The sequence below is a fragment of the Microbacterium songi genome (genome assembly GCF_042747925.1).
Taxonomy (GTDB): domain Bacteria; phylum Actinomycetota; class Actinomycetes; order Actinomycetales; family Microbacteriaceae; genus Microbacterium.
This window is the reverse complement of sequence record NZ_JBHZIE010000007.1, coordinates 70,030-95,557: the sequence shown is the minus strand read 5'-3', so window position 1 is coordinate 95,557 and position 25,528 is coordinate 70,030. Positions and strand designations below refer to the sequence as shown.

At 70.7% G+C, this 25,528-nt stretch carries 19 protein-coding genes; 10 read left to right on the top strand and 9 right to left on the bottom strand.

What is annotated here, in order from left to right; genetic code table 11:
• Positions 1–21: 21 nt before the first annotated feature.
• From ACFM35_RS10305 to ACFM35_RS10290, 4 genes are all read left to right on the top strand, one after another.
• Positions 22–678: an RNA polymerase sigma factor gene (locus ACFM35_RS10305; RefSeq protein WP_378841651.1), complete on the top strand. Its 657-nt coding sequence runs from the start codon at positions 22–24 to the stop codon at positions 676–678.
• The gene (locus tag ACFM35_RS10300; RefSeq protein ID WP_378841649.1) at positions 668–1,153 is read left to right on the top strand and encodes a hypothetical protein; all 486 of its coding nucleotides are present in this window, start codon (positions 668–670) and stop codon (positions 1,151–1,153) included. Before ACFM35_RS10305 ends, ACFM35_RS10300 begins: the two co-directional genes overlap by 11 nt.
• A 102-nt stretch (positions 1,154–1,255) precedes the next feature.
• Positions 1,256–2,923, top strand: coding sequence for a S8 family peptidase (locus ACFM35_RS10295; RefSeq protein WP_378841647.1), 1,668 nt, complete (start codon positions 1,256–1,258; stop codon positions 2,921–2,923).
• Between the two features lie 131 nt (positions 2,924–3,054).
• Entirely contained in the window at positions 3,055–5,538 is a 2,484-nt protein-coding gene (locus tag ACFM35_RS10290; protein WP_378841645.1) for a CHAT domain-containing protein, read from the top strand.
• A gap of 191 nt (positions 5,539–5,729) precedes the next feature.
• Here the strand turns inward: ACFM35_RS10290 and ACFM35_RS10285 are convergent, their stop codons facing one another.
• Both ACFM35_RS10285 and ACFM35_RS10280 read right to left on the bottom strand, forming a co-directional pair.
• Positions 5,730–6,062, bottom strand: a complete 333-nt coding sequence (locus ACFM35_RS10285; RefSeq protein ID WP_378841643.1) for a biopolymer transporter Tol — start codon at positions 6,060–6,062, stop codon at positions 5,730–5,732.
• A gap of 7 nt (positions 6,063–6,069) precedes the next feature.
• On the bottom strand, positions 6,070–6,843 hold the full coding sequence (locus ACFM35_RS10280) for a LysR substrate-binding domain-containing protein (RefSeq protein ID WP_378841641.1): 774 nt from the start codon (positions 6,841–6,843) through the stop codon (positions 6,070–6,072).
• Positions 6,844–6,891: 48 nt separating this feature from the next.
• On the opposite strand from ACFM35_RS10280, the gene ACFM35_RS10275 reads away from it, so the two are divergent.
• A complete protein-coding gene (locus tag ACFM35_RS10275; protein WP_378841639.1) occupies positions 6,892–7,290 on the top strand; it encodes a DUF1304 domain-containing protein in 399 nt (132 codons plus the stop codon).
• A 24-nt stretch (positions 7,291–7,314) separates the two neighbouring features.
• On the opposite strand, the gene ACFM35_RS10270 is transcribed toward ACFM35_RS10275, so the two are convergent.
• The 3 genes from ACFM35_RS10270 to ACFM35_RS10260 all read right to left on the bottom strand — a co-directional run bounded on the left by ACFM35_RS10270 (position 7,315) and on the right by ACFM35_RS10260 (position 10,875).
• The gene (locus ACFM35_RS10270) at positions 7,315–7,722 is read right to left on the bottom strand and encodes a transferase (protein ID WP_378841730.1); all 408 of its coding nucleotides are present in this window, start codon (positions 7,720–7,722) and stop codon (positions 7,315–7,317) included.
• A gap of 255 nt (positions 7,723–7,977) precedes the next feature.
• Entirely contained in the window at positions 7,978–9,351 is a 1,374-nt protein-coding gene (locus ACFM35_RS10265; RefSeq protein ID WP_378841637.1) for an aspartate aminotransferase family protein, read from the bottom strand.
• 36 nt (positions 9,352–9,387) lie between these two features.
• The gene (locus tag ACFM35_RS10260; RefSeq protein WP_378841635.1) at positions 9,388–10,875 is read right to left on the bottom strand and encodes a CoA-acylating methylmalonate-semialdehyde dehydrogenase; all 1,488 of its coding nucleotides are present in this window, start codon (positions 10,873–10,875) and stop codon (positions 9,388–9,390) included.
• 91 nt (positions 10,876–10,966) lie between these two features.
• On the opposite strand from ACFM35_RS10260, the gene ACFM35_RS10255 reads away from it, so the two are divergent.
• Positions 10,967–12,631, top strand: a complete 1,665-nt coding sequence (locus ACFM35_RS10255) for a PucR family transcriptional regulator (RefSeq protein ID WP_378841633.1) — start codon at positions 10,967–10,969, stop codon at positions 12,629–12,631.
• 7 nt (positions 12,632–12,638) lie between these two features.
• Here ACFM35_RS10255 and ACFM35_RS10250 read toward each other — a convergent pair whose 3' ends face one another.
• The 4 genes from ACFM35_RS10250 to ACFM35_RS10235 form a co-directional block, all read right to left on the bottom strand.
• Positions 12,639–12,992 (bottom strand): cupin domain-containing protein, encoded by a 354-nt coding sequence (locus tag ACFM35_RS10250; RefSeq protein ID WP_378841631.1) that lies wholly within the window; start codon positions 12,990–12,992, stop codon positions 12,639–12,641.
• Positions 12,989–14,428, bottom strand: coding sequence for an NAD(P)/FAD-dependent oxidoreductase (locus ACFM35_RS10245; RefSeq protein ID WP_378841629.1), 1,440 nt, complete (start codon positions 14,426–14,428; stop codon positions 12,989–12,991). The genes ACFM35_RS10250 and ACFM35_RS10245 overlap by 4 nt, the downstream gene beginning before the upstream one ends.
• Positions 14,429–14,607: 179 nt before the next feature.
• Positions 14,608–15,381: a DNA-formamidopyrimidine glycosylase family protein gene (locus tag ACFM35_RS10240; RefSeq protein ID WP_378841627.1), complete on the bottom strand. Its 774-nt coding sequence runs from the start codon at positions 15,379–15,381 to the stop codon at positions 14,608–14,610.
• Positions 15,374–20,221 (bottom strand): Lhr family ATP-dependent helicase, encoded by a 4,848-nt coding sequence (locus ACFM35_RS10235; RefSeq protein WP_378841625.1) that lies wholly within the window; start codon positions 20,219–20,221, stop codon positions 15,374–15,376. The genes ACFM35_RS10240 and ACFM35_RS10235 overlap by 8 nt, the downstream gene beginning before the upstream one ends.
• A 160-nt stretch (positions 20,222–20,381) precedes the next feature.
• Between ACFM35_RS10235 and ACFM35_RS10230 the strand changes: the two genes are divergently transcribed.
• Genes ACFM35_RS10230 through ACFM35_RS10215 form a run of 4 tightly spaced genes read left to right on the top strand, consistent with a single transcriptional unit; the run spans position 20,382 to position 25,527 of the window.
• Positions 20,382–22,043, top strand: a complete 1,662-nt coding sequence (locus tag ACFM35_RS10230) for a TIGR04028 family ABC transporter substrate-binding protein (RefSeq protein ID WP_378841623.1) — start codon at positions 20,382–20,384, stop codon at positions 22,041–22,043.
• Between the two features lie 57 nt (positions 22,044–22,100).
• Positions 22,101–23,036, top strand: a complete 936-nt coding sequence (locus ACFM35_RS10225; RefSeq protein WP_378841621.1) for an ABC transporter permease — start codon at positions 22,101–22,103, stop codon at positions 23,034–23,036.
• Complete coding sequence (locus ACFM35_RS10220) at positions 23,033–23,884, top strand: ABC transporter permease (protein WP_378841619.1); 852 nt, start codon at positions 23,033–23,035, stop codon at positions 23,882–23,884. The genes ACFM35_RS10225 and ACFM35_RS10220 overlap by 4 nt, the downstream gene beginning before the upstream one ends.
• Complete coding sequence (locus tag ACFM35_RS10215) at positions 23,881–25,527, top strand: dipeptide ABC transporter ATP-binding protein (RefSeq protein WP_378841618.1); 1,647 nt, start codon at positions 23,881–23,883, stop codon at positions 25,525–25,527. The genes ACFM35_RS10220 and ACFM35_RS10215 overlap by 4 nt, the downstream gene beginning before the upstream one ends.
• The last annotated feature ends 1 nt before the right edge of the window (position 25,528 follow it).

Sequence of the window (25,528 nt, the reverse complement as noted above, 5' to 3'; positions counted from 1 at the left end):
TGTGTGGAGACAATGGGCGCTATGACGGCGATCGATCGTGCGGGTGCGGCCGACCCGACCGACCCGACCGACGCGTCCGCCGGCGCCGGCGACGCGAGCGGCCTCCCGCGGTGGGAACGTGCGGCCGCCCTGTTCCTGCGCTGGCGCGAGGGGGACACCCGCGCGATGGACGAGCTCGTGCGCATCATGACCCCTGTGCTCTGGCATGTCGTCCGCGCCTACGGCCTCGACACTGCGCTCGCGGAGGACGTCGTCCAGACGACGTGGATGACGCTCGTCCGACGGCACGGATCCATCACCGAGCCGCTCGCGATCTCGGGTTGGCTGACGACGTGCGCGCGTCGCGAGGCCTGGCGCGTCGGCAAACTCCATCGTCGGTCCGACGCCACCGAGACGGAGTCGCTGGAGCCGCATCTGCCGACCGCGGCCTCGGCCGAGGACGAGGTGACGGTCAGCGACGAATCGCACCGCCTGTGGCGACTGGTGGGGGAGTTGAACGACCGCTGCCAGCGTCTGCTGCGCGTCGTGGCGTTCGATGAGCGCCCGGATTATGCGCGGATCGCGGCGGACCTCGCCATGCCCGTCGGCTCCATCGGGCCGACGCGCCAGCGCTGCTTGGCGAAGCTGCGCACCCTGTGGGAGAACGCGGCACCGGGAGGAGAGAACCATGGACGTTGACGATCACCCTGCGGACGGGTACGCGGCCGATGCGGCGCTCTTCGCGCGGCTGCGAACGGCGTGGATGCAGGTGGATCCCGTCCCGGCCGGACTCGTCGATCGGATGGTGGCGGCCGTCGCCGTCGAGGACCTGAGTCGTGAGTACGCCCTGCTGACCCTCGTGGAGGGAGCGGCGGTCTCGGCGACGCGCGGCGAGGCCGAGACCGCGACCCTGCAGTTCAGCGACGGGAGCACCAACGTGCTGCTGCACATCAGCACCCTCGAGTCGGGTCAGCACCGCATCGACGGGTGGATCGACGCGCCCACCCTTGCCATACGCCTCGCACAGGGCGAGAGCGAGCGGTCGGCCGAGGCCGCCGAACACGGCCGGTTCGCCTTCGACGAGGTGGCGTCCGGGATCTCGCGCATCCGCCTGGTCGTGCGGGCCGACGACGGCGAGCTGCGCGAGTTCCAGACACCCCAGTTCGAGATCTGATCGGATGCCGCGGCCCCCGCCGCGGCATCCGATCGTCCCGGCACCGACCGGCCGGACACCGCAATGCCCCCGCGCACCTGACGCGGACCCGAAGGAGAGACCATGACAGACCTGCCCCCCTCCGCCTCCGATGATGCGCGTGATCAGCGTCCGGTCGATTGGCGCAGGCGATACGACGCGGCGCGCGCACAGGGGGTGCCTCTCGATCCGCGCAGCGAGCCGGTGCGTGGCGTGGACGCCTACCCCACGGTGTACGCCGCGGACCACCTGCTGCTCAGCACCGGCGCCGAGCTCGACGAGCTGCTCACCCGGCTTCGGGAGGCGGCATCCGATTTCGGCTGGGGGATCGAGCTGCAGAACCTCGACGGGACGCCTCTGGAGCGCGACCGAGCCGTGGAGCGGGCGGAGCGCGCCCGGCGGGAGCTCGATCTGCCGACGATCCACCGCGTCGAGATCTTCCCTCAGCCGAGCCCCGACAAGGACGACCAGCCCGTGCCGCCCATCGACGCCTGGCGCCTGCTCCAGCGTGCGCGGGCGCGGTTCGGTCGGGACCTCGCCGGGGTCTCGCTCGATCACGTGCTCAGCGTCGACCCGTTCGGCAGCACCAACCCCTTCGGCAGCACCAACCCGTTCGGCAGCACGAATCCGTTCGGCAGCACGAATCCCTATGGCAGCACGAACCCGTTCGGGAGCACCAACGTCCCCGGAACGGGCGGATACGCGATGGTCGGCAGCGGCGGCAGGCAGGTCGTCGACTACATCGGGCCCGCCCCCGAGCGGCGTCGCGAGCTGGCCGCGGGGGGTCGTCGTCCCGTCGTCGCGGTGCTCGACACCGGATGCGGCCGGCACTCCTGGCTGCCGGAGAAGATCGTCACGCGCTCCCCGACGTTCGACGGCGAGGTGATCGGCATGGACGACCCCGCGACCGATCCCGAGACACACGGCGACATCGTGGGTGCATACGACGGGGCGCTCGATCCCTCGGCCGGTCACGGGACGTTCATCGCCGGCATCATCCGTCAGGTCTGCCCCGAGGCCGACATCATCGCGGTCCGGGTCGCCGACAGCGTCGGCACTCTGCTGGAGGGCCAGTTCATGCTGGCGATTCGGACGATCGTGAAGATGATGACGACGCCCGTCGAGGACGGGGGCCGCAGGGTCGACGTGCTCAACCTGTCTCTCGGCTATTATCACGAGACCCCCGAGGACGAGCTGTTCGACCACACGCTGTCGCAGCTGCTCGTCGTCGCGCGCCGGCACGGGTGCGCGGTCGTCTGCTCGGCCGGCAACGACGCGACGGACCGGCCCGCCTTCCCCGCGGCGCTGTGGGACTGGCCCGGCGCGCAGTTTGCGGTCGACGACCCCGACGATGCCGCGCCGCACGTGAGCGTGGGGGCGCTCAACCCCCACCGCGCGTCGGTCGCGCTGTTCAGCAACCTCGGGGCGTGGGTGAAGGTCTACGCGCCCGGGGCGGCGGTGCTGAGCACGTCACCACCGTTCCTCGGCGGTGTGCAGGCGGGGTCGCGCAACGACCGGTACGGCATGCGCCGCGAGAGCATCAAACCTGACGACTTCACCGGTGGTTTCGCGCTCTGGAGCGGAACGTCCTTCGCGGCGCCCTTCGTCGCGGGGGTGCTCGCCGCCGCGCTTGAACCCGGCCTCATGGACGGGTCGATCACCGACACGGCCGGCCTCATCCAGGCTGCGCGTCGGGCCGCCGATGGTTTCGACGACACCATGAACGGGGTGTCGCTGGCACCCAGCCGCTGAGCGCGACCTGGGCCCCGGTCCGCGAGCCGCGTCGGATGCAGGTTCCCGAGGGGGTTTACCGTGCATCCGACACGGCTCACGACGGAGTGACGGCAGTGGCGGTCGTAGAGCACGTGCACGATGATGAGGGCGTGGCCCGGACCGCGGAAGACTTCCATCGGCGTGCCGTCGAACTGAGCAACAACGGCAGATACGCCCCGGCGCAGCGCGCGCTGGACGCCGCTGAGCGCACGGCGGACGCCGACCTGCGCGCGCGCATCGTCGGCACGCGGGCCTTCGTCCTGCAGCGCACCGGCGCACCGGACGAGGCCGAGAGGCTCTGTCGAGAAGCGCTCGCCGGGCCGGGACTCAGCGATCACACGATCGCCATCCTCAACGGCCAGCTCGGAGCGCTCGCGATGTACGGCGGCCGCCTGGAGGAGGCTCACAAATGGCTCTCCCGCGCGATCAGCAGGCTCAGCGACGACCCCGTCTCGGCCGCCCGGGTGCGGATCAACAGGAGCCTCGCCAGCTCGCAGCGCGGTCGCCTCGACGACGCGGCGGCCGACCTCGAGGTGGCGATCGAGACGTTCGACGCGGCGGGACACCCGGTCGAGGCCGCCCACGCCCGTCACAACCTCGGGTACTTCGCCCTCCTCGCGGGAGACATCGTCGCCGCCCTGCAGGACATGCAGGCCGCGCGCCCGGTGACCGCCGCCACGCCTGTCGGCGCCGCGATCGGCGACGTCGACCGCGCGGAAGTGCTCCGCGACGCGGGCCTGTCGACGGAGGCCGAGCGCATCCTCGAGCGCACGGCGAGCCTTTTCGGGACACTCCGGATGCCGCAATCCCGCGCCGAGGCGGAGTTCAATCTCGCGCGATCCCTCCTGACCCATGACGCCCAGCGTGCCGTGCGTCCGGCGGGCGCAGCCGAGCGGCGCTTCCGCGCGCTGGGCAACGACACCTGGGCCGCGCGCGCCCGCGCCGTCAGATTGCGCGCGCTGCTCGCGGGCGGCTCCCTCGACCGGGGAGGCGAACGCGTACCCGAACCGCGTCGCAAGCTCCGACGCGACGACATCGACGACACCGCCGCGATCCTGGATCACCGCGGCTTCCGCGGTGAGGCGGCGGCGCTGCGCATGGCGCACGAGCTCTGGCGGGCCCGCCACGCGGCGGCGATGGACGGTTCGAGCAGAGCGATCCGCATCCCCGCGGATGCTTCGATGGACGTGCGGCTGATGGCGCATGAGGTGCGCGCAGCCCGTGCGGCGACGATCGGGCGGGACGGCGAGTCGCGTCGCCACGCCGCGCGCGGCCTCGACGTGCTCGCCGAGTGGCAGCGCACGTACGGCAGCCTCGACCTGCAGACCTCCATCAGCATGCACGGCGCCAGCCTGATCTGGACGGGACTGGACGCGGCTGTCCGCTCCCGCCGCCCCGAGGTCGTCTTCGAATGGTCTGAGCGTGCGCGCCACCTGAGCCAGCAGGTCGTCCCCCTGCGCCCTCCCCCCGATCCCGAATTCGCCGCGGAACTCGCAGAGCTGCGGATGCTGCGCGCCGATGATCCGAGCGGCGCGTGGCTCTCCGATCCGCGGGCGGCCACCCTGTACGACCGCGCACGCGAGCGACAGTGGTCGGCCACGGGGTCGGTGGAGTTCCAGAAGCGGATCGACCTGCCGGAGCTGCGGTCGGCCCTGGACTCCGACACCGCCCTGCTGGCATTCGTCTACTCCGGCGTGGGCATGCATGCGCTCGTCGTGACGTCGGAGCGCGCCTCGCTCGTCGACGTCGACCGGTGGGGCGACGTGCAGCGCGCTCTGCCCGGCCTCCGAGCCGACCTCGATATGGCGGCGAGCATCCGCACCGGCCCGATGGCGGAGGTCATCGCCCGCTCGCTGCGGGAACGCCTGGAGTCGCTGTCGGCGGCGCTGCTGGACGGACCTCTCGGACTCACGTCGGCACGGCGCATCGTCATCACCGTCCCGGGCGTGCTCAACAGCATCCCCTGGGGGGTGCTGCCGGCGCTGCAGGGGCGGGTCTTCACCCTGGCGGTGTCGGCCACCCGGTGGGCGCGGCTGCACCGGTCGCCCGCGGTAGAGCACGGGTCGATCGGGTTCGCGGTGGGCCCGCGCGTCGCGCGCGGTCTCGAGGAGGTGCGGGCCGCGGCATCCGCGTGGCCGTCCTCATCCCTGCTGCACGGCGAGGACGCCACGGTCGACGCGGTCACCGAGCTCGCCGCGGGTGTCGATCTGCTGCACGTCGCCGCCCACGGTCGACACGCTCTGGACAACCCGCTCTTCTCGGGCCTGTCGCTGGCCGACGGAACGCTGTTCGGGTACGACATCGACCGCATGCCGCGCGTACCGAGCACCGTGGTGCTGTCGGCGTGCGAGGTCGGGCGTTCGGCCGTGCGCTGGGGGGAGGAGGCGATCGGGATGACGCGCACCTGGCTGCACGCCGGCACCCGCGCCGTGGTCGCGACCCCCGTGATCGTCGCCGATGACGTCGCATGCGAGCTGCTCGGGGCGATGCACGCCGGTCTCGCCGAAGGGTTGCCGCCTGCAGAAGCGCTGGCCGCGGCATCCGCCCGCACCGGCATCGTGGCGCCGTTCCAGACCCACGGGGCGGGCTTCTGAGTTTTTCGGGGCGCGGTGTATCAGGGCGGGTGTCGTCCGCTCTGGATATGCGGAACGACGGATCGTGCGAATGATGTCTGGGGGTGTCAGCCGCTGGGGGCGACGGTGATCCTGGGGCGCGAGAGCGTGATCACCGAACGCCGTTCCGAGGGGGGATGTCGCAGAGACCCAGGTCGGCGACATCCCCTCTGTCAGGCTCCCGCAGTGCGTTCGAGTCCGTCGAGTTCGCGCAGCGCCTCCCGTGCGCGTTCGAGTCGCGCCGGCTCCGGCTCATCCCACCAGTACGGACCTCGCTCGCCGAGACCGTGCTTGGCCAGACCGACGCGGCGGCGGGAGGCGGCGACGGCGTCATCGTCGCCCTGCCGCTTCGCCGCACCCACGCCGGATCGTCCTCGACCGAGGTGGGATTTCAGGGCGGCGACGACGGGCTCCGGAAGCGACGGGTCGGTGCGTCGCCAACGGCGTCCGCCGACGATCAGCCATCGCTCGTCGTCGGTGGCAGGGTCGGGGCTGTCGGGGTGCACTGCCGCCTCACTCCCGCGAGGACTGGGCGGTGCGTCCGCGGACGATCCCCACGAACGCATCGACGAGGGGCGTCGCGCGGTCCTGATGCCAGGCGAGGGCGACGGTCGAGACGGGTCCGTCGCGCAGGGGGCGGTGTGCGACGTCCTTGCGCTGGTGCGCGCGCGCGAGCGACATCGGAACGATCACCACCCCCACCCCGGCAGCGACCGTGGCGACGGCGTCGGCGGTCTCGGTCGGTGCGTCGAACGACGGCGAAACCGCGCCGGACACCGTCAGCGCGTAGATGTCGTCGCCCGGCACGATCACGATCTCGCCGTGCAGGTCGGCCAGCGTCAGTTCGTCGGCCGCGGTGAGGTGCGAATCGGCCGACATCATCACGACGGGAACCTCGTCGTAGAGCGCGATCACGTGCAGGCCGGAGGTGTCGATCGGGAGTCGGACGAGCGCGGCGGCAACGGTCCCCTCGATGAGCGACGCGCGCTGGTCGCGGACCGAGAGCTGCACCAGTTCGAGCGGCACGGCGGGCAGACGTTCGCGCCAGGTGCCGATCCACTTCCCGGGCGTCGCGCCGGGGATGACGCCGAGGACGAAGGGTCCGGATGCCGCAGCCGCCGGCTTCACGTCCGGCCCGGTGATCGACGCCGACGCGGATCGCGCCGGCTTCGCCCCGGGCTGGGCCGCACCGCCCTTGCGGGGGCGGCCGGTGGGACCCGACGCCTTCGCGGGACGCCGACCTGCGGAATCCCGCCCTCGCCCCCGTGAACTGCCGCTCTGTGCCACGTCGCCAGCGTAGTCGGGACGATATGGTTCGAGCATGGATGTTCGAGCATGGTGACGATACTCGCGACCCTCTTCGCGGCCCTCGCCGCGCTGCTGCACGTCTACATCTTCGTGATGGAGAGCGTGCAGTGGACGCAGCCGCGGGTGTGGAAGAGATTCGGTGTCGCCGATCAGCAGGCGGCCGACACCACGAAGCCGATGGCGTACAACCAGGGCTTCTACAACCTCTTCCTGGCCATCGGCGCGATCCTCGGAATAGTGCTGTTCTTCGCCGGTGGCCCCGACACCGTCGCCGATGTGGCCGGACGCACGCTCGTCCTGTTCAGCCTGGGCTCGATGCTCGCTGCATCCCTGGTGCTGCTGACGTCGGGGGCGAGATACCTGCGTCCGGCGCTCGTCCAGGGCACGCTGCCGTTGATCGGCTTCGTGCTGTTCGTCTTCGCCTGACGAGGGGTGGTGCGGCCGCGGCGCTTACGCCGCGAGCCGCAGGCCCCGACGATCGGTCGCGACGAGTTCGCCGTCGCCGACGGTCTCGTCGTCGCCGATCAGCGAACCGGTGGCGACGCGCGCCCCCGTGCCGATCTGCGTGCGGACGCCGATCTTTGCCCCCGCGCCGATGGCCGCTCCCGAGCCGATGTGCGCGTGCGGAGCGATGTCTGCATCAGCGCCGATGTGCGCATCGGACTCGACCCACACGCCGCGTCCGACGTGGACGCCGGCGGCGATCTGTACACCCGGCTCGATGTAGGCGCCGCTCTCGACGATGGCGCTCGGGTGCACTTTCGCCCCGTGCGCGATCAACCCGCGCCCGTTGACGTGCTTGCGGTACCGCAACGTCTCGCCACGGTCGTTCTCGATGTCGATGTAGTTCTTGCCCACGATCCCCTCCAACGGCACCAACGGTGCCGAGTAAAGAAATAACCTTCGACGGTGCCAGATCATTCCTGCACAGTGCATTCGTGGCCGATACACCATTGGATTGCCCACAACTCGACGGTACGCGCCTGAAAATCGTGATGCAGGGGGCTTGACGCGGGCTGCCTCACTGCCTTCAGATGGAGAGAAGCCGCCCGTCCGCGGAAAGAGCGCCGCCCGCGGGGTCGGATGAGCCGCCGGGTCGGACCGGCCGGCGTGTCAGATGAGGGACGAGTCCGCTTCCTCCAGTGCCCTGTCGATGACGTCCAGACCGCGGAGCAGGTCCTCCTCGCCGATCACCAGCGGAGGTGCGACGTGCACGCGATTGAAGTGGACGAACGGCCAGACGCCCTCTCGCTTGCACGCCGCGGCGACCGCGGCCATGGGCGCAGCATCCGCTCCGGCGGCGTTGAAGGGCACGAGGGGTTCGCGCGTTCCGCGGTCGCGGACGAGTTCGATCGCCCAGAACAGCCCGCGGCCGCGGACGTCCCCGACCGAGGGGTGCCGCTCGGCCATCGCCCGCAGGCGCGGCTCGACCACGCGCGCGCCCAGGTCGCGGACACGCTCGAGGATGCCGTCACGCGCGAAGACCTGGAAGGTCGCCACGCCGGCCGCGCAGGCGAGCGGGTGACCGGAGTAGGTCAGGCCGCCGGGGAACGCGACGGTGTCGAAGTGAGCGGCGATCCGGTCCGATATGACGACGCCGCCGAGAGGGACGTACCCCGAGTTCACGCCCTTCGCGAAGGTGATGAGGTCGGGCGATGCATTCCACGCCTGGAAGGCGAACCACTCGCCGACGCGACCGAAACCGACCATCACCTCGTCGGCGATCCACACGATGCCGTACCGGTCGCAGAGCTCTCGGACTCCCTCGAGGTAACCCGGAGGAGGCACGAGCACGCCGTTCGTCCCGACGATCGTCTCGAGGATGACGGCCGCGATCGTCGAGGCACCCTCGAGGACGATGGTCTGCTCGAGGTGCTCCAGGGCGCGCTGCGCCTCCTGTTCGGGGGTCGTGGAATGGAACGCGGAGCGGTAGGCGTAGGGGCCGAAGAAGCGGGCCACCGACCCGTCGCCGGGCTCGTTCGGCCAGCGCCGCGGGTCGCCCGTGAGCGAGATCGCCGTGGTCGTGTTGCCGTGGTAGCTGCGATATGCCGCGAGCACCTTGCGCCGACCGGTGACCGCGCGTGCCATGCGCACCGCGTTCTCATTGGCGTCGGCGCCGCCGTTCGTGAAGAACACCTTCGACATGCCGTCGGGTGCCACTTCGGCGATGCGGCGTGCGAGATCTGAGCGGACGCCGTTCGCCATCGACGGCTGGATCGTCGCGAGCCGGCCCGCCTGCGCCTGGATGGCCGCCACCAGATCCGGATGCTGGTGCCCGAGGTTCAGGTTCACCAGCTGCGAGCTGAAGTCGAGGTAGGAGTTGCCCTGGTAGTCCCAGAAGGTGGCGCCGGCACCTCCCGCGACCGGCAGCGGATCGATCAGTGCCTGCGCACTCCAGGAGTGGAAGACGTGGGCGCGATCGTCGGCGCGGACACGGGCGTCCTCGCCGGGATCGACGATCGCCGGCGAGAGCAGGGTGTCGCTCATGGGTTCTCCGTTCGGATTCGGGTGGTTGCGGCGTTGTCAGTGGTTGCTCGGGAATCCGAGGTCGACCTGCGAGGGGGTGTGACCCGGCCAGCGCGTCGTCACGACCTTGGAGCGCGTGTAGAAGTGGATGGACTCCGGGCCGTAGATGTGCGAGTCGCCGAAGAGCGAACTGCGCCATCCGCCGAACGAATAGGCGCCGACGGGGACCGGGATCGGGACGTTGATGCCGACCATGCCCACCTCGATGTCGAACTCGAACTCTCGTGCCGTCCCGCCGTCGCGGGTGAAGAGGGCGACGCCGTTGGCGTAGGGGTTGGCATTGATCAGGTCGACCGCGTCGGCATAGGTTGCCGCCCGCACGACCGCGAGCACGGGCCCGAAGATCTCCTCGTCGTAGACCTTCATCCCCGGCGCGACGTCGTCGATCAGGCTCACACCGATGAAGAAGCCGTCCCCGTCGAACATCTGGACCGTCCCGTCCACCACGACGCGGGCGCCCTCGGCGGCGGCACCCGCGACGTAAGCTGCCACCTTGTCGCGATGCTCGCGGGTGATGAGCGGTCCTATCTCGCTGGCGGCGTCGGTGCCCGGGCCGATCGCGAGCGATGCGATCCGCTCGCTCACCTTCGCGATGAGTTCATCGGCGACGGCATCGCCCACGGCCACCAGCACCGACACCGCCATGCAGCGCTCCCCGGCCGAACCATAGGCGGCCGAGACAGCGGCGTCGGCCGCGGAATCGAGATCGGCGTCGGGCATGACAACCATGTGGTTCTTGGCGCCGCCGAGGGCCTGCACGCGTTTTCCGGCCGCGCTGGCACGTTCGTAGATCGTGCGCGCGATCGGAGTCGAGCCGACGAAGCTGACGGCGCGGACGTCGGGCGAGTCCAGGAGCGCCTCGACGGCGACCCGGTCCCCGTGCACGACGTTGAGGACGCCGGCGGGAAGGCCGGCCTCGGCGAACAGGTCGGCCAGGAACAATGAGGCGCTGGGGTCCTTCTCGCTGGGCTTGAGGACCACCGTGTTGCCGCACGCGATGGCGGACGCCGTCATCCAGAGCGGCACCATCACCGGGAAGTTGAACGGGGTGATGCACGCGACGACACCGACGGGCTGCTTCGTCGAATGCACGTCCACGCCCCGTGACACCTGCTCGCTGTGTTCGCCCTTCAGCAGGTGGACGAGGCCCGCGGCGAACTCGACGTTCTCGATGCCCCGGCTGATCTCGCCCTTCGCGTCCGAGAGCACCTTGCCGTGCTCGCTCGTGATGATCGCAGCGAGCTCGTCCTGCCGCTCCACGAGGAGCTGACGCAGACGGAAGAACACGTCGGCGCGTTTGATCAACCCGGTGGAACGCCAGCCGGGCAGAGCTTTTCCGGCCGCCGCGACGGCCTCCTCGACGACGGCTGCGGTGGCGAAGGCGACTCGATGCTGCACGACGCCCGTGGCGGGGTCGTACACCGGGCCGGTGCGCTCGGCGGTTCCGGTGTCCGCGCCGTCGACGCGGTGGAGGATAAGACTCATGGGTGTTCCCCTCGGGGCTGTCGGACAGATCGACCGGCCATCGCTTAGGCTCGATCCATCCCAGCATCGCAGAGCACGAGGAAGAGTCCTGATGGCTGAACGTCGCGAACACGCGGTGATCCGGACGATCCGTCCGGTCGCCGACGACCCGCAGTCCTCACTTCCCACGGTGCACGATGTCCTCGCACTGGGCGCGGTCGTCGACGGCGTTCCCGAGGTGCTCGTCGGCGGTGCACTCCTCGATGCGTCGGTGCGGTGGGTGCACGTCAGCGACAGCCCCGGCGTCGCCCGACTGCTCGTGGGGGGAGAACTGCTGCTGTCGACCGGATCGGCGTGGCCCGATCAGCCGGACGAGCTGCAGACGTTCGTGGCCGGCTTGGCCGCGGCCGGTCTCTCGGGCCTCGTGCTCGAACTGGGCGTGCACTACCGGTCCGTGCCCGACGCGCTCGTCGATGCGGCCCGCGGGCACGCGCTGGCGCTGGTGGTCCTTCACCGCGAGGTGCGGTTCGTCACGGTGACCGAAGCGGTGCACCGCCGCATCATCCAGCACCAGATCCATGCGCTGGAAGCCCGCGACGAGGTGCGCGAGCGCTTCACCGCCCTTGCCCTCCGCGGCGCGCCCGCCGACTTCGTCGTGCACCAGCTCGCCCATACGCTGGGCGCGCCTGTCGTGCTCGAGAACCTCGCCCACGAGGTGGTGGCGGGCGAGGTGCCGCTCGCTCAGGAGGAGGAGCTGTTCTCGACGTGGGAGGTGCAGTCGCGCGCCGTGCACCGCGGTTCTCGCCACCCGTCGGCTGTCGGCCACGGGCATGCGCTCGACGAATGGCTCGTCGTGCCCGTCGAGGCGCGTGGCATCCGATGGGGTCATCTGATCGCCCTGCCCGGCCCGGCGCACCCCGCGGGCCGCGCAGCCGTGCTGGAACAGGGCGCGATCGCACTGGCCCTCGGCCGCCTCGCCGACGGGGACAGCGACGAGTGGAGCCGCATCGGTCGACGCCGGCTCGTCGACGGACTTCTCGCCGGACGTTTCGCGGGCGTCGCCGGGGCGGCCGCGCGCATCGAGGCTGCGGGCCTGCCGATCGTCGGCGCGAGGCTGTACGGCGTCGTGATCGCCGGAGCCCCCGCAACCGCCGAATCTGTGGACCGCGCTGCGCGTGCCCTCCGGGGACGCGCCCTGTCCGGGTCGGCCCCCGTCGGCGTCGGCGTCGGCACGGCCGCGGCGGCCGTACTGCTCTCCGTGCCCCCGGAGGTCCCCTTCGACGACGCGGCCGCGCTCGCGTTCGCGCGCACCGCCGTCGACGGCGCGGCCGAGCGGGTGGTCGTGTCGGTCGGCTCCGCTGCAGACGGCCTGGAGGGCGCTCTCGCATCGCTGCAGGAGGCCGTGGCACTGGCGCGGGGGCGGCGGCGAAGGGTCGGCGCCGGGGCGCAGCTGCGGCGGATGGCGGATCGCCCGCTGGAGCAGCTCATCACCGAACTGCGGGACGACCACCGGCTGCTCGAGCACGGCGAGCGGATGCTGGCGCCGCTCATCGTCCATGACCTCGAGCGCGGGGGTGACCTGCTGGACGTGCTCGAGGCCATGCTGCAGCATCCGGGCAATCGCACGGCCGCGGCATCCGCCTCGCATCTGTCCCGGTCGGTGTTCTATCAGCGCATCGCGCTCATCGAGCAGTTGCTCGGCCTCGACCTCGACGACGGCGAAACCCAGACCGGGCTGCACCTCGCGCTGCTGGTGCGGCGGGGGTCGGGCCGCTGAGCCCGGATCAGCCGGCGACGAAGACCTTGCGGAGGGTGTCGCGCACGGTCCAGACGGTGCGCATGCCCTGCTCCAGTCGCACGATCGACCCGGGGCGCAGCTCGATCGGCGGCAGTGCGGGCTCGATGAACTCCACCGTGGCGTCGCCCGCCAGGACGACGAAGACCTCGTCGGCCTCGACATCGCTCATCGCCCCCGCAGACATCTCCCACACTCCGATCGAGACGCCGGATGCCTCGTCCAGCGGCGCATACCGGGTGCCGGGTGTACCGGCCACCACCTGAGCGGGGGCGACCGTCTCGAACGGCACGGTCAGCTGCGCGGCATCCGTCACCTCGCCCGGGACGAGCCGCTCGCTCATGAGTCGAACCCGAGCCCGAGGGCATCCAGGGTGCGCAGCAGCACGTTGCGCTTGCCCGCGTTGTGGTCGGCGCGGTTCAACGACCAGCGCGTGGCGTTGATGCCGATCGCCGCGGCGGGTTCCGGGGGGAACGGCAGCGGGCGCCTGCGCACCATCTCAAGGGCCGTCCGCTCGGTCTCGCGTCCTTCGAGCAGGTCGAGCATGACCTCGGCGCCGAAGCGCGTCGCACCCACGCCGAGGCCGGTGTATCCGGCGGAGTACGCGACGCGTCCGCCTCGAGCCAGCCCGTAGAACGCGCAGAATTGCGTCGAGGTGTCGATCGCCCCCGCCCAGCGGTGCGAGAAGCGCAGCCCCGCGAGCTGTGGGAACGTCGTGAAGAAGTGGGAGGCGAGCAGTTCGTACGTCGACGGACGCTCCTCGTACTGCGCGCGCACCTTGCGGCCGTAGTGGTAGACGGCGTCGTACCCGCCCCAGAGGATGCGATTGTCGGCGGTCAGTCGGTAGTAGTGGAACTGATTCGCCATGTCGGCGATGCCCTGGCGATCCTGCCAGCCGATCGAGGCGAGCTGATCGTCGCTGAGCGGTTCGGTCATGAGCACGTAGTCGTACACCGGCACGGTCATGAGTCTGTTGCGACCGAGCAGCGACGGGTAGACGTTCGTGCCGAGAGCGACCTGCGCAGCCGTCACCGAACCGGCCGCCGTACGGACGACCGCCCCTGCGCCATCCGGCGTCTCGACGTTCTTGACCAGCGAGTGCTCGAAGATCTCGACGCCGAGGTCTTCGGCGACGCGCGCGAGCTCGGCCGCCATCTTGCCGGGGTGCAGCATCGCGCATCCCCGGGTGTCCCAGGTGGCTCCGAGGTACGTGGGCGAGCCGACGGCGGCGCGGGTCTGCGCCTCGTCGAGCAGGATGATGGTGTCGTCGCCCTCCGCGACGGCCTCGGCCTTCTGCTCCTGCAGCCACGCGAGCTCGTGCGGCTCGATCGCGACGGCGAGGGCACCGGTGCGCTCGAAGTCGGCTCGGATATCCCATTCGGCGACGTCGGATTCGAACGCATCGAGGTTCTGCAGTCCCAGCCGCTCGAGGACAGCTGCCTCCTCGGGCCAGCGCGAGACGGCGTTCTCCCGTCCGTGGGTGATGCTCGCCTCGCAGAACCCGCCGTTGCGGCCGGATGCCGCCCACCCGACGGTGCGGGCCTCGAGCAGCACGACCCGAGCAGCCGGATTGCGGCGCTTGGCGAGGACGGCCGTCCACAGTCCGCTGTAGCCGCCGCCGACGATCGCGAGGTCGGCCGTGTGCGCACCCGTGAGGGGCTCGCGAGTCGGAACGTCGGCGAGGTCATCGAGCCAGAACACGCCGTGCCGAGTGTCCATGAGACTCTGTCGGATGGTGGATGCTGCCGGCTGTTGCCGTTCGAACACAGTGGTTCCCACGGCTATCACTTCCTGTCGAACGCGTCGGGGGCGAAATGTCCTCACAGTCAATACGTCGGCGTCGACGGAGGCAAGCGCCCGATGATCTCGCGGACGTTCCGCGCAGGGTCGAGGCGGGGTCGGACGGATTGTCGGGGTCCGCCGCGGCTACCGGAGGCGAAGCATCCGCTCGGACAGCCTCAGGTCTGGCAGACCGGGCACCAGAACACATTGCGCTCCTTGGTCGGATCCGCACCGAGGGCGCCCGTTCGGATCAGGGCCCCGCATCGGCGGCACGCGCGTCCGTCGCGCCGGTACACCCAGGTGCGGCGCCCGGCGCGGGCATCGCCCGTGAAGGTGCGCTCGTTGCGCACCACGTTCGCCGTGATCATGCGTGCGCCGAGGTCGACGATGCCCGCAGTATCCGTCTCGCTCGCGGGCTTCGAGGGCAGGGTGCCGCGCACGAACAGGATCTCGTTCGCGTACTCGTTGCCGAACCCGGCGACGTTGCGCTGATCGAGGAGCGCCACGTGCACGGGCCGGTCGTCCGCGGCGAGCCGGCGCGCGGCCTCGGCCGGATCCCAGTCGGCTGCCAGCGGGTCGGGCCCGAGGTGTCCGACGATCCGATCCTCGTCGGCGGTGGGCAGCACCTCGACCATGGCGAGCTCGAAGCCGACGGTGTCGAGCTGCGCCGTGCCGACGATGGCGCGCGCGGCGTAGGCGGGTCGTCGCCATCTCTCGCCGGGTCGATAGACGTGCCAGACACCCTCCATCCGCAGATGCGAGTGCAGGGTGAAGTCGCCGATGCGCTCGAGCAGGTGCTTGCCGCGGGGGAGGACGGCATGCACCGTCTCGCCGCGGAGATCCGCGGTGGCGCTTCCCGGAACCCGGATGTCGAACCGGGTCACCGTCTCCCCGGTCAGAGCGTCGGAGAGTTTTCGGGCGGCGCGGAAGACGGTATCGCCCTCAGGCACGACCGGACTCCGCCGCCGGAGAGGTGACCGGCACGGCCGCGGTGGTCGTCGACCCCCGGCGCAGGGTGAGACCGCGTGGCGACTCGGCGAAGCCGGCGTCGCGGAGCGCCCGTCCGACGGCGGTGCCGTAGACGAATTCGCCGTTCACCTGCTCGATCGTCAGGGTGTCGAGGTGACGCGCGCGCGCCGTCGTGGCGAGGCTCTTCGTCGCGGCGGCGAGTCGTGCCTCATCGTCGGTGAAGGCCAGCGCCGACTTGCCGCCGCGTTCGAGGTAGATCGTCAACGCGCCGTCGACGATCACCACGAGCCCCCCGGCCTTGCGGCCCGGGCGGTGGCCGACACCCTCGATCGCGGGCCAGGCGAGCGCGGCTCCGTAGGGGTTGGCGGGATCGGTGGCGGCGAGCGTGATGGTGCGCAGCGGAGCCGGGTCGGGCAGACCGGCGAACTCGCGGAGCCGGTCGACCGTGGCGGAGGCCGCGAACTGCGCGGCGCCGAGCTTCTCGATCACGTAGCCGCGTCGACAATGCCCGGCCTGCTCGAAGCCGGCCAGCACGCGGTACGCCTGGGCGAAGCCGCCGGGGAGGCCCTCAGACTGCACGGACCCGCGCGTGACGACCCCGTACCGGTCGAGCAGAAGACTGGCCGACGCCGTCGCGCGCAGGGTCGGGTCGGACTCGGGTGCGGGCAGCAGCGACCACCGTCCACCGAGCGCCGGCGGGCGCGGCGGTGTGCCCTGACGCGGAATCGTCGTGCCGCGGTAGAGACGGGAGCGCGGCGTCTTCCTCGCCACGCGGTGCGTCTGGGCCCCGCCGCCGAGCAGCGTGCGGATGGGGGCGAAGGTGTCGTTCGTGATCCGCCCCGACCAGGTCAGGCTCCACAGCGCTTCGATCACGGACTGCTCGTTCTCGGCCTCGGTGAGCTGCTTCAGCTGAGCCGCGAAGTAGGCCCCGCCCCCGGCCAGCGCCGTGAGCACCCGCTCCTCGAGCGACTCCGGGGCCACCTCGTCTTCGGGCGCGGCGAGCGTGAGCGCGGCGGCGTCGGCGGGATGCAGGGCGATCCAGCCGTCGCGGCCGGGGAGTGAACCACCACCCGACCACAGCACTTCGCCGCTCGCCGTGAGTTCGTCGAGCATCGTCGGACGGTAATCCGCGACCCGCGCGGGCAGGATGAGCGACTCCCAGGCGCTCGCCGGGATCGGCACACCGGCGAGCTGTTCGATCACGGCCGCGACCCCGTCGATGCCCTCGAGCGGCCGCGTGACGTGCTGCCATGTGGGCAGGAAGCGCGCGAACGCCTCCGGCGGCACGGGCTCGACACTGCCCCGGATGGCGGCGAGCGACCGCATGCGCAGGCGGCGCAGCACCTCGGTGTCGCACCACTCCTGGTCCTGGGCGCCCCCGGCGCGCGTGCCGGCGTCGGACGTGTCGGGGAGGAAGTAGCCGCTCGTGATGCGGCCTCGGCTCTCGAGCCGCTGCAGGGTCTGCCGGGCGACCGCGACGCCCACGCCGAAGCGTTCGGCGACGGCATCCGCGGTGAAAGGACCGTGCGTCCGCGCGTAGCGCGCAACGAGGTCGGACATCGGGTCGCTGTGCGGCTCGAGGAAGGCGAGCGGGATGCCGACGGGCAGCGCCACCCCGAGGGCGTCCCGCAGTCGCCCGGCGTCTTCGATCGCTGCGATCCGGGGGACGCCCGCGATCGTCACCGCGATCGCGCGGCGCGCGTCGGCGAGGGCCGTCAGGTGGGCGGATGCCTCGTCCCGGAGCAGAGCCCGCATCGATTCGGTCTGTGCGGTCTGCGGCGCCGAGCCCTCGTCCGTCTCGGATGCATCGGCCGTGCTGTCGGATGCCTGCTCGACGGGATCGAGCCGGAGCGCCACCTCGGCGGCATCGAGCGGACCGAGCACGCGCAGCAGATCCGCCACGCCCTCGACGCCGCGCGCCCGCCGATCCGGATCGAGGCGCTGCGCCTCGCGCTCGAACTGCGCGATGATGTCGGGGTCGAGCAGCTCGCGCATCTCGACTTTGCCGAGCAGTTCGCTCAGGAGCGCGGGATCGACCGAAAGGGCGGCTGCGCGGCGCTCCGCGAGCGGCGAGTCGCCCTCGTACATGAACGCGCCGACGTAGCCGAACAGCAGATCGCGCGCGAACGGCGACGGCTGGGTGGTGGTGATCTCGACGAGCCGGATGCGGCGGTCGCCGATGCTGCGGGCGATCCGCAGGAGAGCAGGCACGTCATAGACGTCCTGCAGCACCTCGCGAAGGGTCTCGAGGATGATCGGGAACGTCGGGTGGCGCTTGGCGACCTCGAGCAGCTGCGCCGACCGCTGGCGCTGCTGCCAGAGCGGACTGCGCTTGTTCGGGTTCATGCGGGGCATGAGCAGAGCGCGGGCCGCGCACTCGCGGAACCGCGAGGCGAACAGCGCGGAACCGCCCACCTCGTTCGTGACGATCTGCTCGAGCTCGTCGGGATCGAAGACGAACAGCTCGGCGCCCGGTGGCTCGGCGGTGGCGTCCGGCACACGCGCGATGATGCCGTCGTCGCTCGCGACGGCGGCGCCCTCGACCCCGAGACGCTCGCGGATCCGCGCATTCACGGCCAAGGCCCACGGGGCGTGCACCTTCATGCCGTACGGGGAATGCAGGATGACGCGCCAGTCGCCCACTTCGTCGCGGCCGAGCTCCACCGTCAGGCTCTTGTCGGTCGGCAGGCTGCCGGTCGCCTCCTTCTGCTCGTCGAGGTAGGCGAGAAGGTTCGCGGAGGCGCGGTCATCCAGCCCGGCCTCGGACAGTCGGTCCTGCGCCTTCTCGCGCGAGACGGACAGGAGGTCGCGCGAGAACTTCCCGAGCGCTTCGCCGAGTTCGGCGGGGCGGCCGATGCCGTCGCCGTGCCAGAACGGAAGCTTGCCCGGCTGACCGTAGGCGGGCAGGACGTTCACGCGGTCGTGGGTGATCTCGACGATCCGCCAGCTGGTGGTGCCCAGAGTGAAGACGTCGTTCACGCGCGACTCGTAGACCATCTCTTCGTCGAGCTCGCCGACGCGGGCGTTCTGGGACTCGCCGGCGATGAAGACGCCGAACAGGCCGCGGTCGGGGATCGTGCCGCCGCTGGTGACGGCGATGCGCTGGGAGCCCGGCCGCCCCGTCAGCGTGCCCTTATCGCGATCCCACACCAGGCGTGGGCGCAGTTCGGCGAACTCGTCCGACGGATAGCGACCCGCGAGCAGATCGAGGGTGGCCTCGTACGCCGACCGCGGCAGCATGCGGAACGGCGCGCTGCGTTTGACGGTCTCGAACCACTCCTCGACGTCGATCGAGCCGAGGGCGGACGCGGCGACGGTCTGCTGAGCGAGGATGTCCAGCGGGTTCTGCGGGATGGAGATCGCCTCGATCTGCCCCGCCAGCATCCGCTCGGTGACGATCGCGGTGTGCAGCACGTCGCCCCGGTGCTTCGGGAACAGCGCCGCGCGACTGACCTCGCCGACCTGGTGACCGGCGCGGCCGACGCGCTGCAGGCCCGATGCCGCGGAGGGCGGTGCCTCGACCTGGATGACGAGATCGACCGCGCCCATGTCGATGCCGAGCTCGAGACTGCTGGTCGCGACGACGCAGCGCAGGACGCCGGCCTTCAGCTCCTCCTCGACCTGCGCGCGCTGCTCCTTCGAGACCGACCCGTGGTGCGCTTTCGCGAGCACGGGTTCGGCGCCGCCGGTGGAGCCCGCCTGCGCCATCGTCGCCGCGGGCACCGACGCCTCGGGCAGATCGAGTCCGAGGCGTTCGCTGTAGATCTCGTTGAGACGCCCTGTCAGCCGCTCGGCGAGGCGCCGCGAGTTCGAGAAGACGATGGTCGAGCGATGCTGCAGGATGCGGTCGACGATCGCCTCCTCGACGTGCGGCCATACCGACCCGCTCATCTCGGTGTTCTCGGGTCGCACGCGCGCATCACCGGCGAACCAGTCCTCATCGGGTGCGGCATCCGTCTCGGGTGCTGTCCGCGGGGGCGGTTCGGACCCGGGCGGCGGCGGCGGATTGAGCATGTCGTCGACCGGCACCACGACGGTCAGGTCGAAGGCCTTCGTGGCGCGGGGGGCCACGATCTCGACCGGTGCGGATCCGCCGAGGAATCGGGCGACCTCGTCGATCGGCCGCACCGTGGCCGAAAGCCCGATGCGCTGGGCGGGGTCCGCATCGGAGTCGTACGAGCGACGGAGGGCATCGAGCCGCTCGAGGCTCACCGCGAGGTGGGCCCCCCGCTTGGTGGCCGCGACGGCGTGCACCTCGTCGACGATCACCGTGTCGACGCCGCGTAGCGTCTCGCCGGCCTGGCTCGTCAGCATGAGGTACAACGACTCGGGTGTCGTGATGAGGATGTCGGGCGGATCGGTGACCAGCTTGCGGCGGTCGCTGGAGGTGGTGTCTCCGGAGCGGACACCGACCGTGACGTGCGGCACCTCGACACCGAGTCGGCGTGCGGATTGCGCGATCCCGACGAGAGGGGACCGGAGGTTGCGCTCGACGTCCACCCCCAGGGCCTTCAGCGGCGAGATGTAGAGGATGCGCGTGGCGGGGGGCTTCTCGACGACGGGCGCGGTCGCGCCGCGCTTGCGACGGGGAGGAGCGGATGCCGCGGCATCCGGCTGCGCCTTTTTGTCTCGGAAGACACGGTCGATCGCCCAGAGGAAGGCCGATAGCGTCTTGCCCGAACCGGTGGGCGCGACGACGAGGGCGTGCTTGCCGGCCGAGATCGCCTCCCAGGCGCCCTGCTGGGCGGACGTGGGCGCGGTGAACGCGCTGCGGAACCAGTCCGCGGTCGCGGGACCGAAACGGTCCAACACATCGCTCACCCCTCCATCTTGGTCGCTGCCACCGACATCGGGGCGGGTGGTGGCCGGGATGACGCGGCGGGCGGAACCGTCACATAGCGACACGGATGCCCGGCCTGAGCGACGCGACCGGAGAATTGGGTCTGCACCCAGATACCTATCCCCGAAGAGGAATGCAGACATGGCATCACGTTTCCCGAGATGGGCGCTCGCCGCGGCAGCAGTCGCGACCACCGCCGCACTGCTGGCCGGCTGCGCGGCCGGCGGATCCGCCGACCCGAGTGCGTCCGGTGCCGGCGAACCGGTCACCGGAGGCGACCTCACGTACCTCGAGCCGCAGACCTGGACCACCCTGTACCCGCCCGCAGCGGGGTTCTACCCCAACGGCGGCATCGTCAACAACATCACGTCGCGTCTGCTCTACCAGAACCCCGAGACCCTCGAGCTCGAGCCGTGGATCGCCACCGCTCTCCCCGAGGTCAACGCGGACGCCACCGAGTACACCTTCACCATCCGCACGGATGTGACCTATTCCGACGGCACCCCGCTCACCGCCGAGAACGTCGTGGCCAACTTCGATCTGTTCGGCAAGGGCAACCCCGACAAGAAGCTCACGGTGTCCGAGGCCATCAACAACTACGACCACGGCGAGGTCGTCGACGAGTCCACGGTGAAGTTCTTCTTCACGGCCCCGGCCCCCGGCTTCGGACAGGCCGTCTCGACGATCAACTCCGGTCTCGTTTCGGACTCCACCCTGGCACTGGGCAGCGAGGGATACGGCCCGGGCAACGCGGCGGAGGTCATCGGCGCCGGTCCGTTCGTGATCAGCGACGAGCAGGTGGGCACCCAGGTGACCCTGGAGGCCCGGGACGACTACGACTGGGCTCCTCCGTCGCTCGAGCACCAGGGTCGCCCATACCTCGACTCGCTGACGTATGTCGTGGCGGCCGAGGACAGTGTGCGCGTCGGCACGGTCGTCGCCGGTCAGGCCCAGATCGCGCGGCAGATCCCCGCCCCCGACGAGGCGCAGTTCGCCGGCGGCGGACTCTCGCTGCACGCGGCGGCCACCAACGGCGTGAACAACGGACTGAGCTTCCGCTTCCGCAACCCGCTGCTGAGCGACATCCGCGTCCGTCAGGCACTCATCGCGGGCATCGACCGTCAGGCCATCATCGACACGCTCTTCACCGCGAACTACCCCCTGGCCACCGGTGCACTCGCAAAGACCGCCCGCGGCTACGTCGACACGTCCTCGTACTACGACTACGACCCCGACAAGGCGGCCCAGCTGCTCGATGACGCCGGGTGGGTCGTGGGTTCGGACGGCATCCGCGAGAAGGACGGCCAGAAGCTGTCGCTCACCTTCAACGACGCCCTGCCCCAGCCGCGGTCGAAGGAGGTCGTGACGCTCATTCAGGAGCAGCTCGCCGGTCTCGGGGTCGAGGTCAACCTCCTTCCGGGCGACCAGGCGGCGCAGACCGCGGCGAGTCTCGACGTGAACACCGTGCAGGTGTACCACTCGATGGTCGGTCGTGCCGACTTCGATGTCTTGAAGTCGCAGTACGCCTCCGGCAACCGGAACACGCTGCTCAACCGCGACGCGGCCGACAGCTCGGTCGCGGACCCGGAGCTCGACACCCTCCTGGCCGACATCGCATCCGTCCCGACGACGGACGAGCGCGAAGCGGCGTCGAAGGCGGCGCAGGAATACCTGGCGGAGAACGCCTACATCCTCCCGATCTTCGAGGAACCCCAGGTGTTCGGTCTGAGCGGCGGCGTTCAGGGCTTCTCCACCGAGTCCGTCGGACGCCCGTCCTTCTACTCGACCTGGCTTCAGAAGTAGGAACACGAGTCGAGGTGGCCGGTCGTCCCCGCGACGGCCGGCCACCCGAGGCATCCCATGAGATACGTTCTGCAGCGGCTGGGCCAGGCACTCATCGTGCTGGTGCTGGCCTACATCGCCGCCTACGTGCTGCTCGCGCTGCTCCCCGGCGACGCGGTGCTCGCGCGGTACGGGTCGCCCGAGCTCGGCCTGTCGCCGCAGCAGCTCGATGAGATCCGCGCGGCGTACGGGGCGGACCAGCCGCTGATCACTCGGTTCGTCGATTCGACCCTGGGATATCTGCGCGGCGACTTCGGGTACTCGGTGCAGTCCGGCGCGGCCGTGTCCACCCTCCTCGCCGCGGCGCTGCCGTCGACCCTGACCCTCGCGTTCTTCTCCACGATCCTCGCCGTGGTGCTCGCGGGCATCATCGCCTTCACGGCGACGCACGGGGCGGGCGGTCCCCTGCGGCGGTTCTTCCGCAGCATGCCGCCGCTGTTCGTGTCGGTGCCGGTGTTCTGGATCGGAATCATCCTCATCCAGATCTTCTCCTTCCGCCTGGGCTGGGTGCCGCTGATCGGCGCCGACCCCGTGCAGGCGCTCATCCTGCCGGTGATCACGATCGCGATCCCCATCGCCGCCCCCCTCGCCCAGGTGCTCATCCGCAGCATCGACGACGTGAGCGCGCAGCCCTTCGTCCAGGTCGTGCGCGCCCGGGGCGCCAGCACCAGCTGGCTGCTCTGGCGAAACATCACGCGCAACGCGCTCCTGCCCACCCTCACGATCGCAGGACTCCTCTTCGGAGAACTGGTCGGCGGGGCCGTCGTGACCGAGACGGTCTTCGGACGGGCCGGGATCGGTCAGCTCACGGCGCAGGCGGTCGCGAACCGGGACTCGCCGGTGCTGCTCGCCATCGTCATCCTGTCGTCCGTCACCTTCGTCGTGATCAACCTCATCGTCGATCTGCTCTATCCCGTGCTCAACCCCCGACTCCGCACCGAGGTCACCGCATGACCGCCCTGACCGCCATCACGGCCGGCCCCGCAGCGCGCGCACGGCGGAGGCGCTGGGTCCGCCCCGGCATCGTGCTGTCTCTGCTGGTGCTCGCGGTCGCTCTGCTGTGGACGGTCCTGCCGTCCCTCTTCGCACCCGGCGACCCGACGGCGGGTTCCGCCGGTCAGGCGCTCAGACCCCCGTCGCCCGAGCACTGGTTCGGCACGGACTCGCTCGGCCGTGACCTGTACACGCGGGTCGTGCACGGAGCGGCGCAGTCCGTGACGGGCGCGCTGATCGCCGTCACGGTCGGCTTCGTCGTCGGCACCGCGATCGGCCTCATCGCGGGGTCGGTGCGCGGCTGGGTCGACGACAGCCTGATGCGCGTGATCGACGTCATGCTCGCCATCCCGTCCCTGCTGCTCTCGCTGAGCATCGTGATCCTCCTCGGCTTCGGCACCGCCACGACGGCGGTGGCGGTCGGCGTGACCTCCATCGCCGTCTTCGCGCGACTGTCCCGTTCGCAGGTGGTGAGCGTGCGCGTGAGCGAATACGTCGAGGCGGCGTACGGCAGCGGCGGCACGTTCTGGACCGTGATGTGGCGTCACATCCTCCCGAACTCGATCACCCCGGTGGTCGCACTCATCGCCCTGCAGTTCGGATCGGCGATCCTGCAGATCGCGACTCTCGGCTTCCTCGGCTACGGGGCGCCGCCGCCCACCCCGGAGTGGGGTCTGCTCATCTCCGAAGGACGCAACTACGTCGCGACGGCGTGGTGGCTGACGGTGCTCCCGGGCATCGTCGTCGTCTTCGTCGTGCTGGCGACCAACCGGGTGAGCCAGGCCCTCCGCGGAGGAGGAGAAGGATGAGCGCCGAGCCGCTTCTGCGCATCACCGACCTGCGAGTCCAGTACGAGACGGACCGAGGACCGGTGGATGCTGTGGCCGGGGCGTCCTTGGACGTCATGGCCGGCACCACCACCGCGATCGTGGGTGAATCCGGCTCGGGCAAGACGACCGTCGCGCAGACCGTCATGGGGTTGATCGCGGCGAACGGCAGAGTGCCGTCGGGCAGCATCCGTCTGGGCGATCTCGAGCTGGTCGGGCTGTCGGATCGCCGCTTCCGGCAGATCCGCGGACGCCGGATCGGCCTCATCCCGCAGGATCCCGGCAATTCGCTCAACCCGGTCAAGACGATCGGCGCCAGCGTGGGCGAGAGCCTGCGCATCCACGGGTGGCGGGACGGGCGGAAGATCGCTGCGCGCGTGCACGAGCTGCTGGAGAAGGTCGACATCGACGACCCCGAGGCGCGGGCACGCCAGTATCCGCATGAGCTCAGCGGCGGGATGCGCCAGCGCGTGCTGATCGCGGCGGCGCTCGCGCTGGAGCCGGAACTCGTGATCGCGGACGAGCCCACGAGCGCGCTGGACGTCACCGTTCAGCGGCGCGTGCTCGAGCTCATCGACCGGTTGAGACAGGACACCGGCACCGGCGTCCTGTTCATCACCCACGATCTCGCCGTCGCGGCCGACCACTCCGAGCAGCTCGTCGTGATGCGCGGAGGCGAGGTGCAGGAGCACGGGCCGACGCGCGAGGTGATCGCCGCGCCGACCGCCGAGTACACCAGGGCGCTGCTGTCGGACGCGCCCTCGTTGAGCACCGTCGTGATCCGCGAGCGGGTGCGGGTGTCCGGAGCCGAATCCCCCCTCGTCGTGGTGGAGGGTCTGCGACAGGAGTACTCGCGCGGGCGCCGCAGGACACCCTTCCTCGCCGTCGACGGCGTGAGCTTCACCGTCCCTGCCGGAACCACCCATGCGCTCGTCGGTGAATCCGGGTCGGGAAAGACCACCACAGGGCGCGCGATCGCAGGGTTCGGGCGTCCGACGGCAGGGTCGATCCGCGTGGACGGGGTCGAGGTCACCGCCTTGCGATCGGCGCGCGCGTACCGACGCACGACTCAGCTCGTCTCTCAGAACCCCTACGGCTCGCTCGATCCGCGACAGAGCGTCGGAGAGGTCGTCGCCGAGCCGCTGCGCAACTTCGGCCTGGGCGATGCCCGTGAGCGCGCCGCGCGTGCCGCGCACCACCTGGAACTCGTCGCACTCACCCCGGAGATGGCCACCCGGAGCCCTGCCGAACTCTCCGGTGGTCAGCGCCAACGGGTGGCGATCGCCCGTGCGCTGATCCTCGAGCCGCGCCTGGTCGTGCTCGACGAGGCCGTGTCGGCCCTGGACGTGACGGTCCAGGCGCAGATCCTCCGGCTGCTCAACCGCCTGCAGCAGGAGCTCGGACTCACTTACATCTTCATCTCGCACGATCTGGCCGTGGTGCGTCAACTGGCCGATACCGTATCGGTGATGCGACGTGGCGAGCAGGTCGAACTCGGACCGGTGGACCGCGTGTTCGCCGACCCGCAGAGCGAGTACACCCGGCAGCTGATCGCCGCCATCCCCGGAGCCAGCCTGCGCTCCGGACTCCCCGCTCCACACTCTCCATCGAAACAAGAGGGATGAC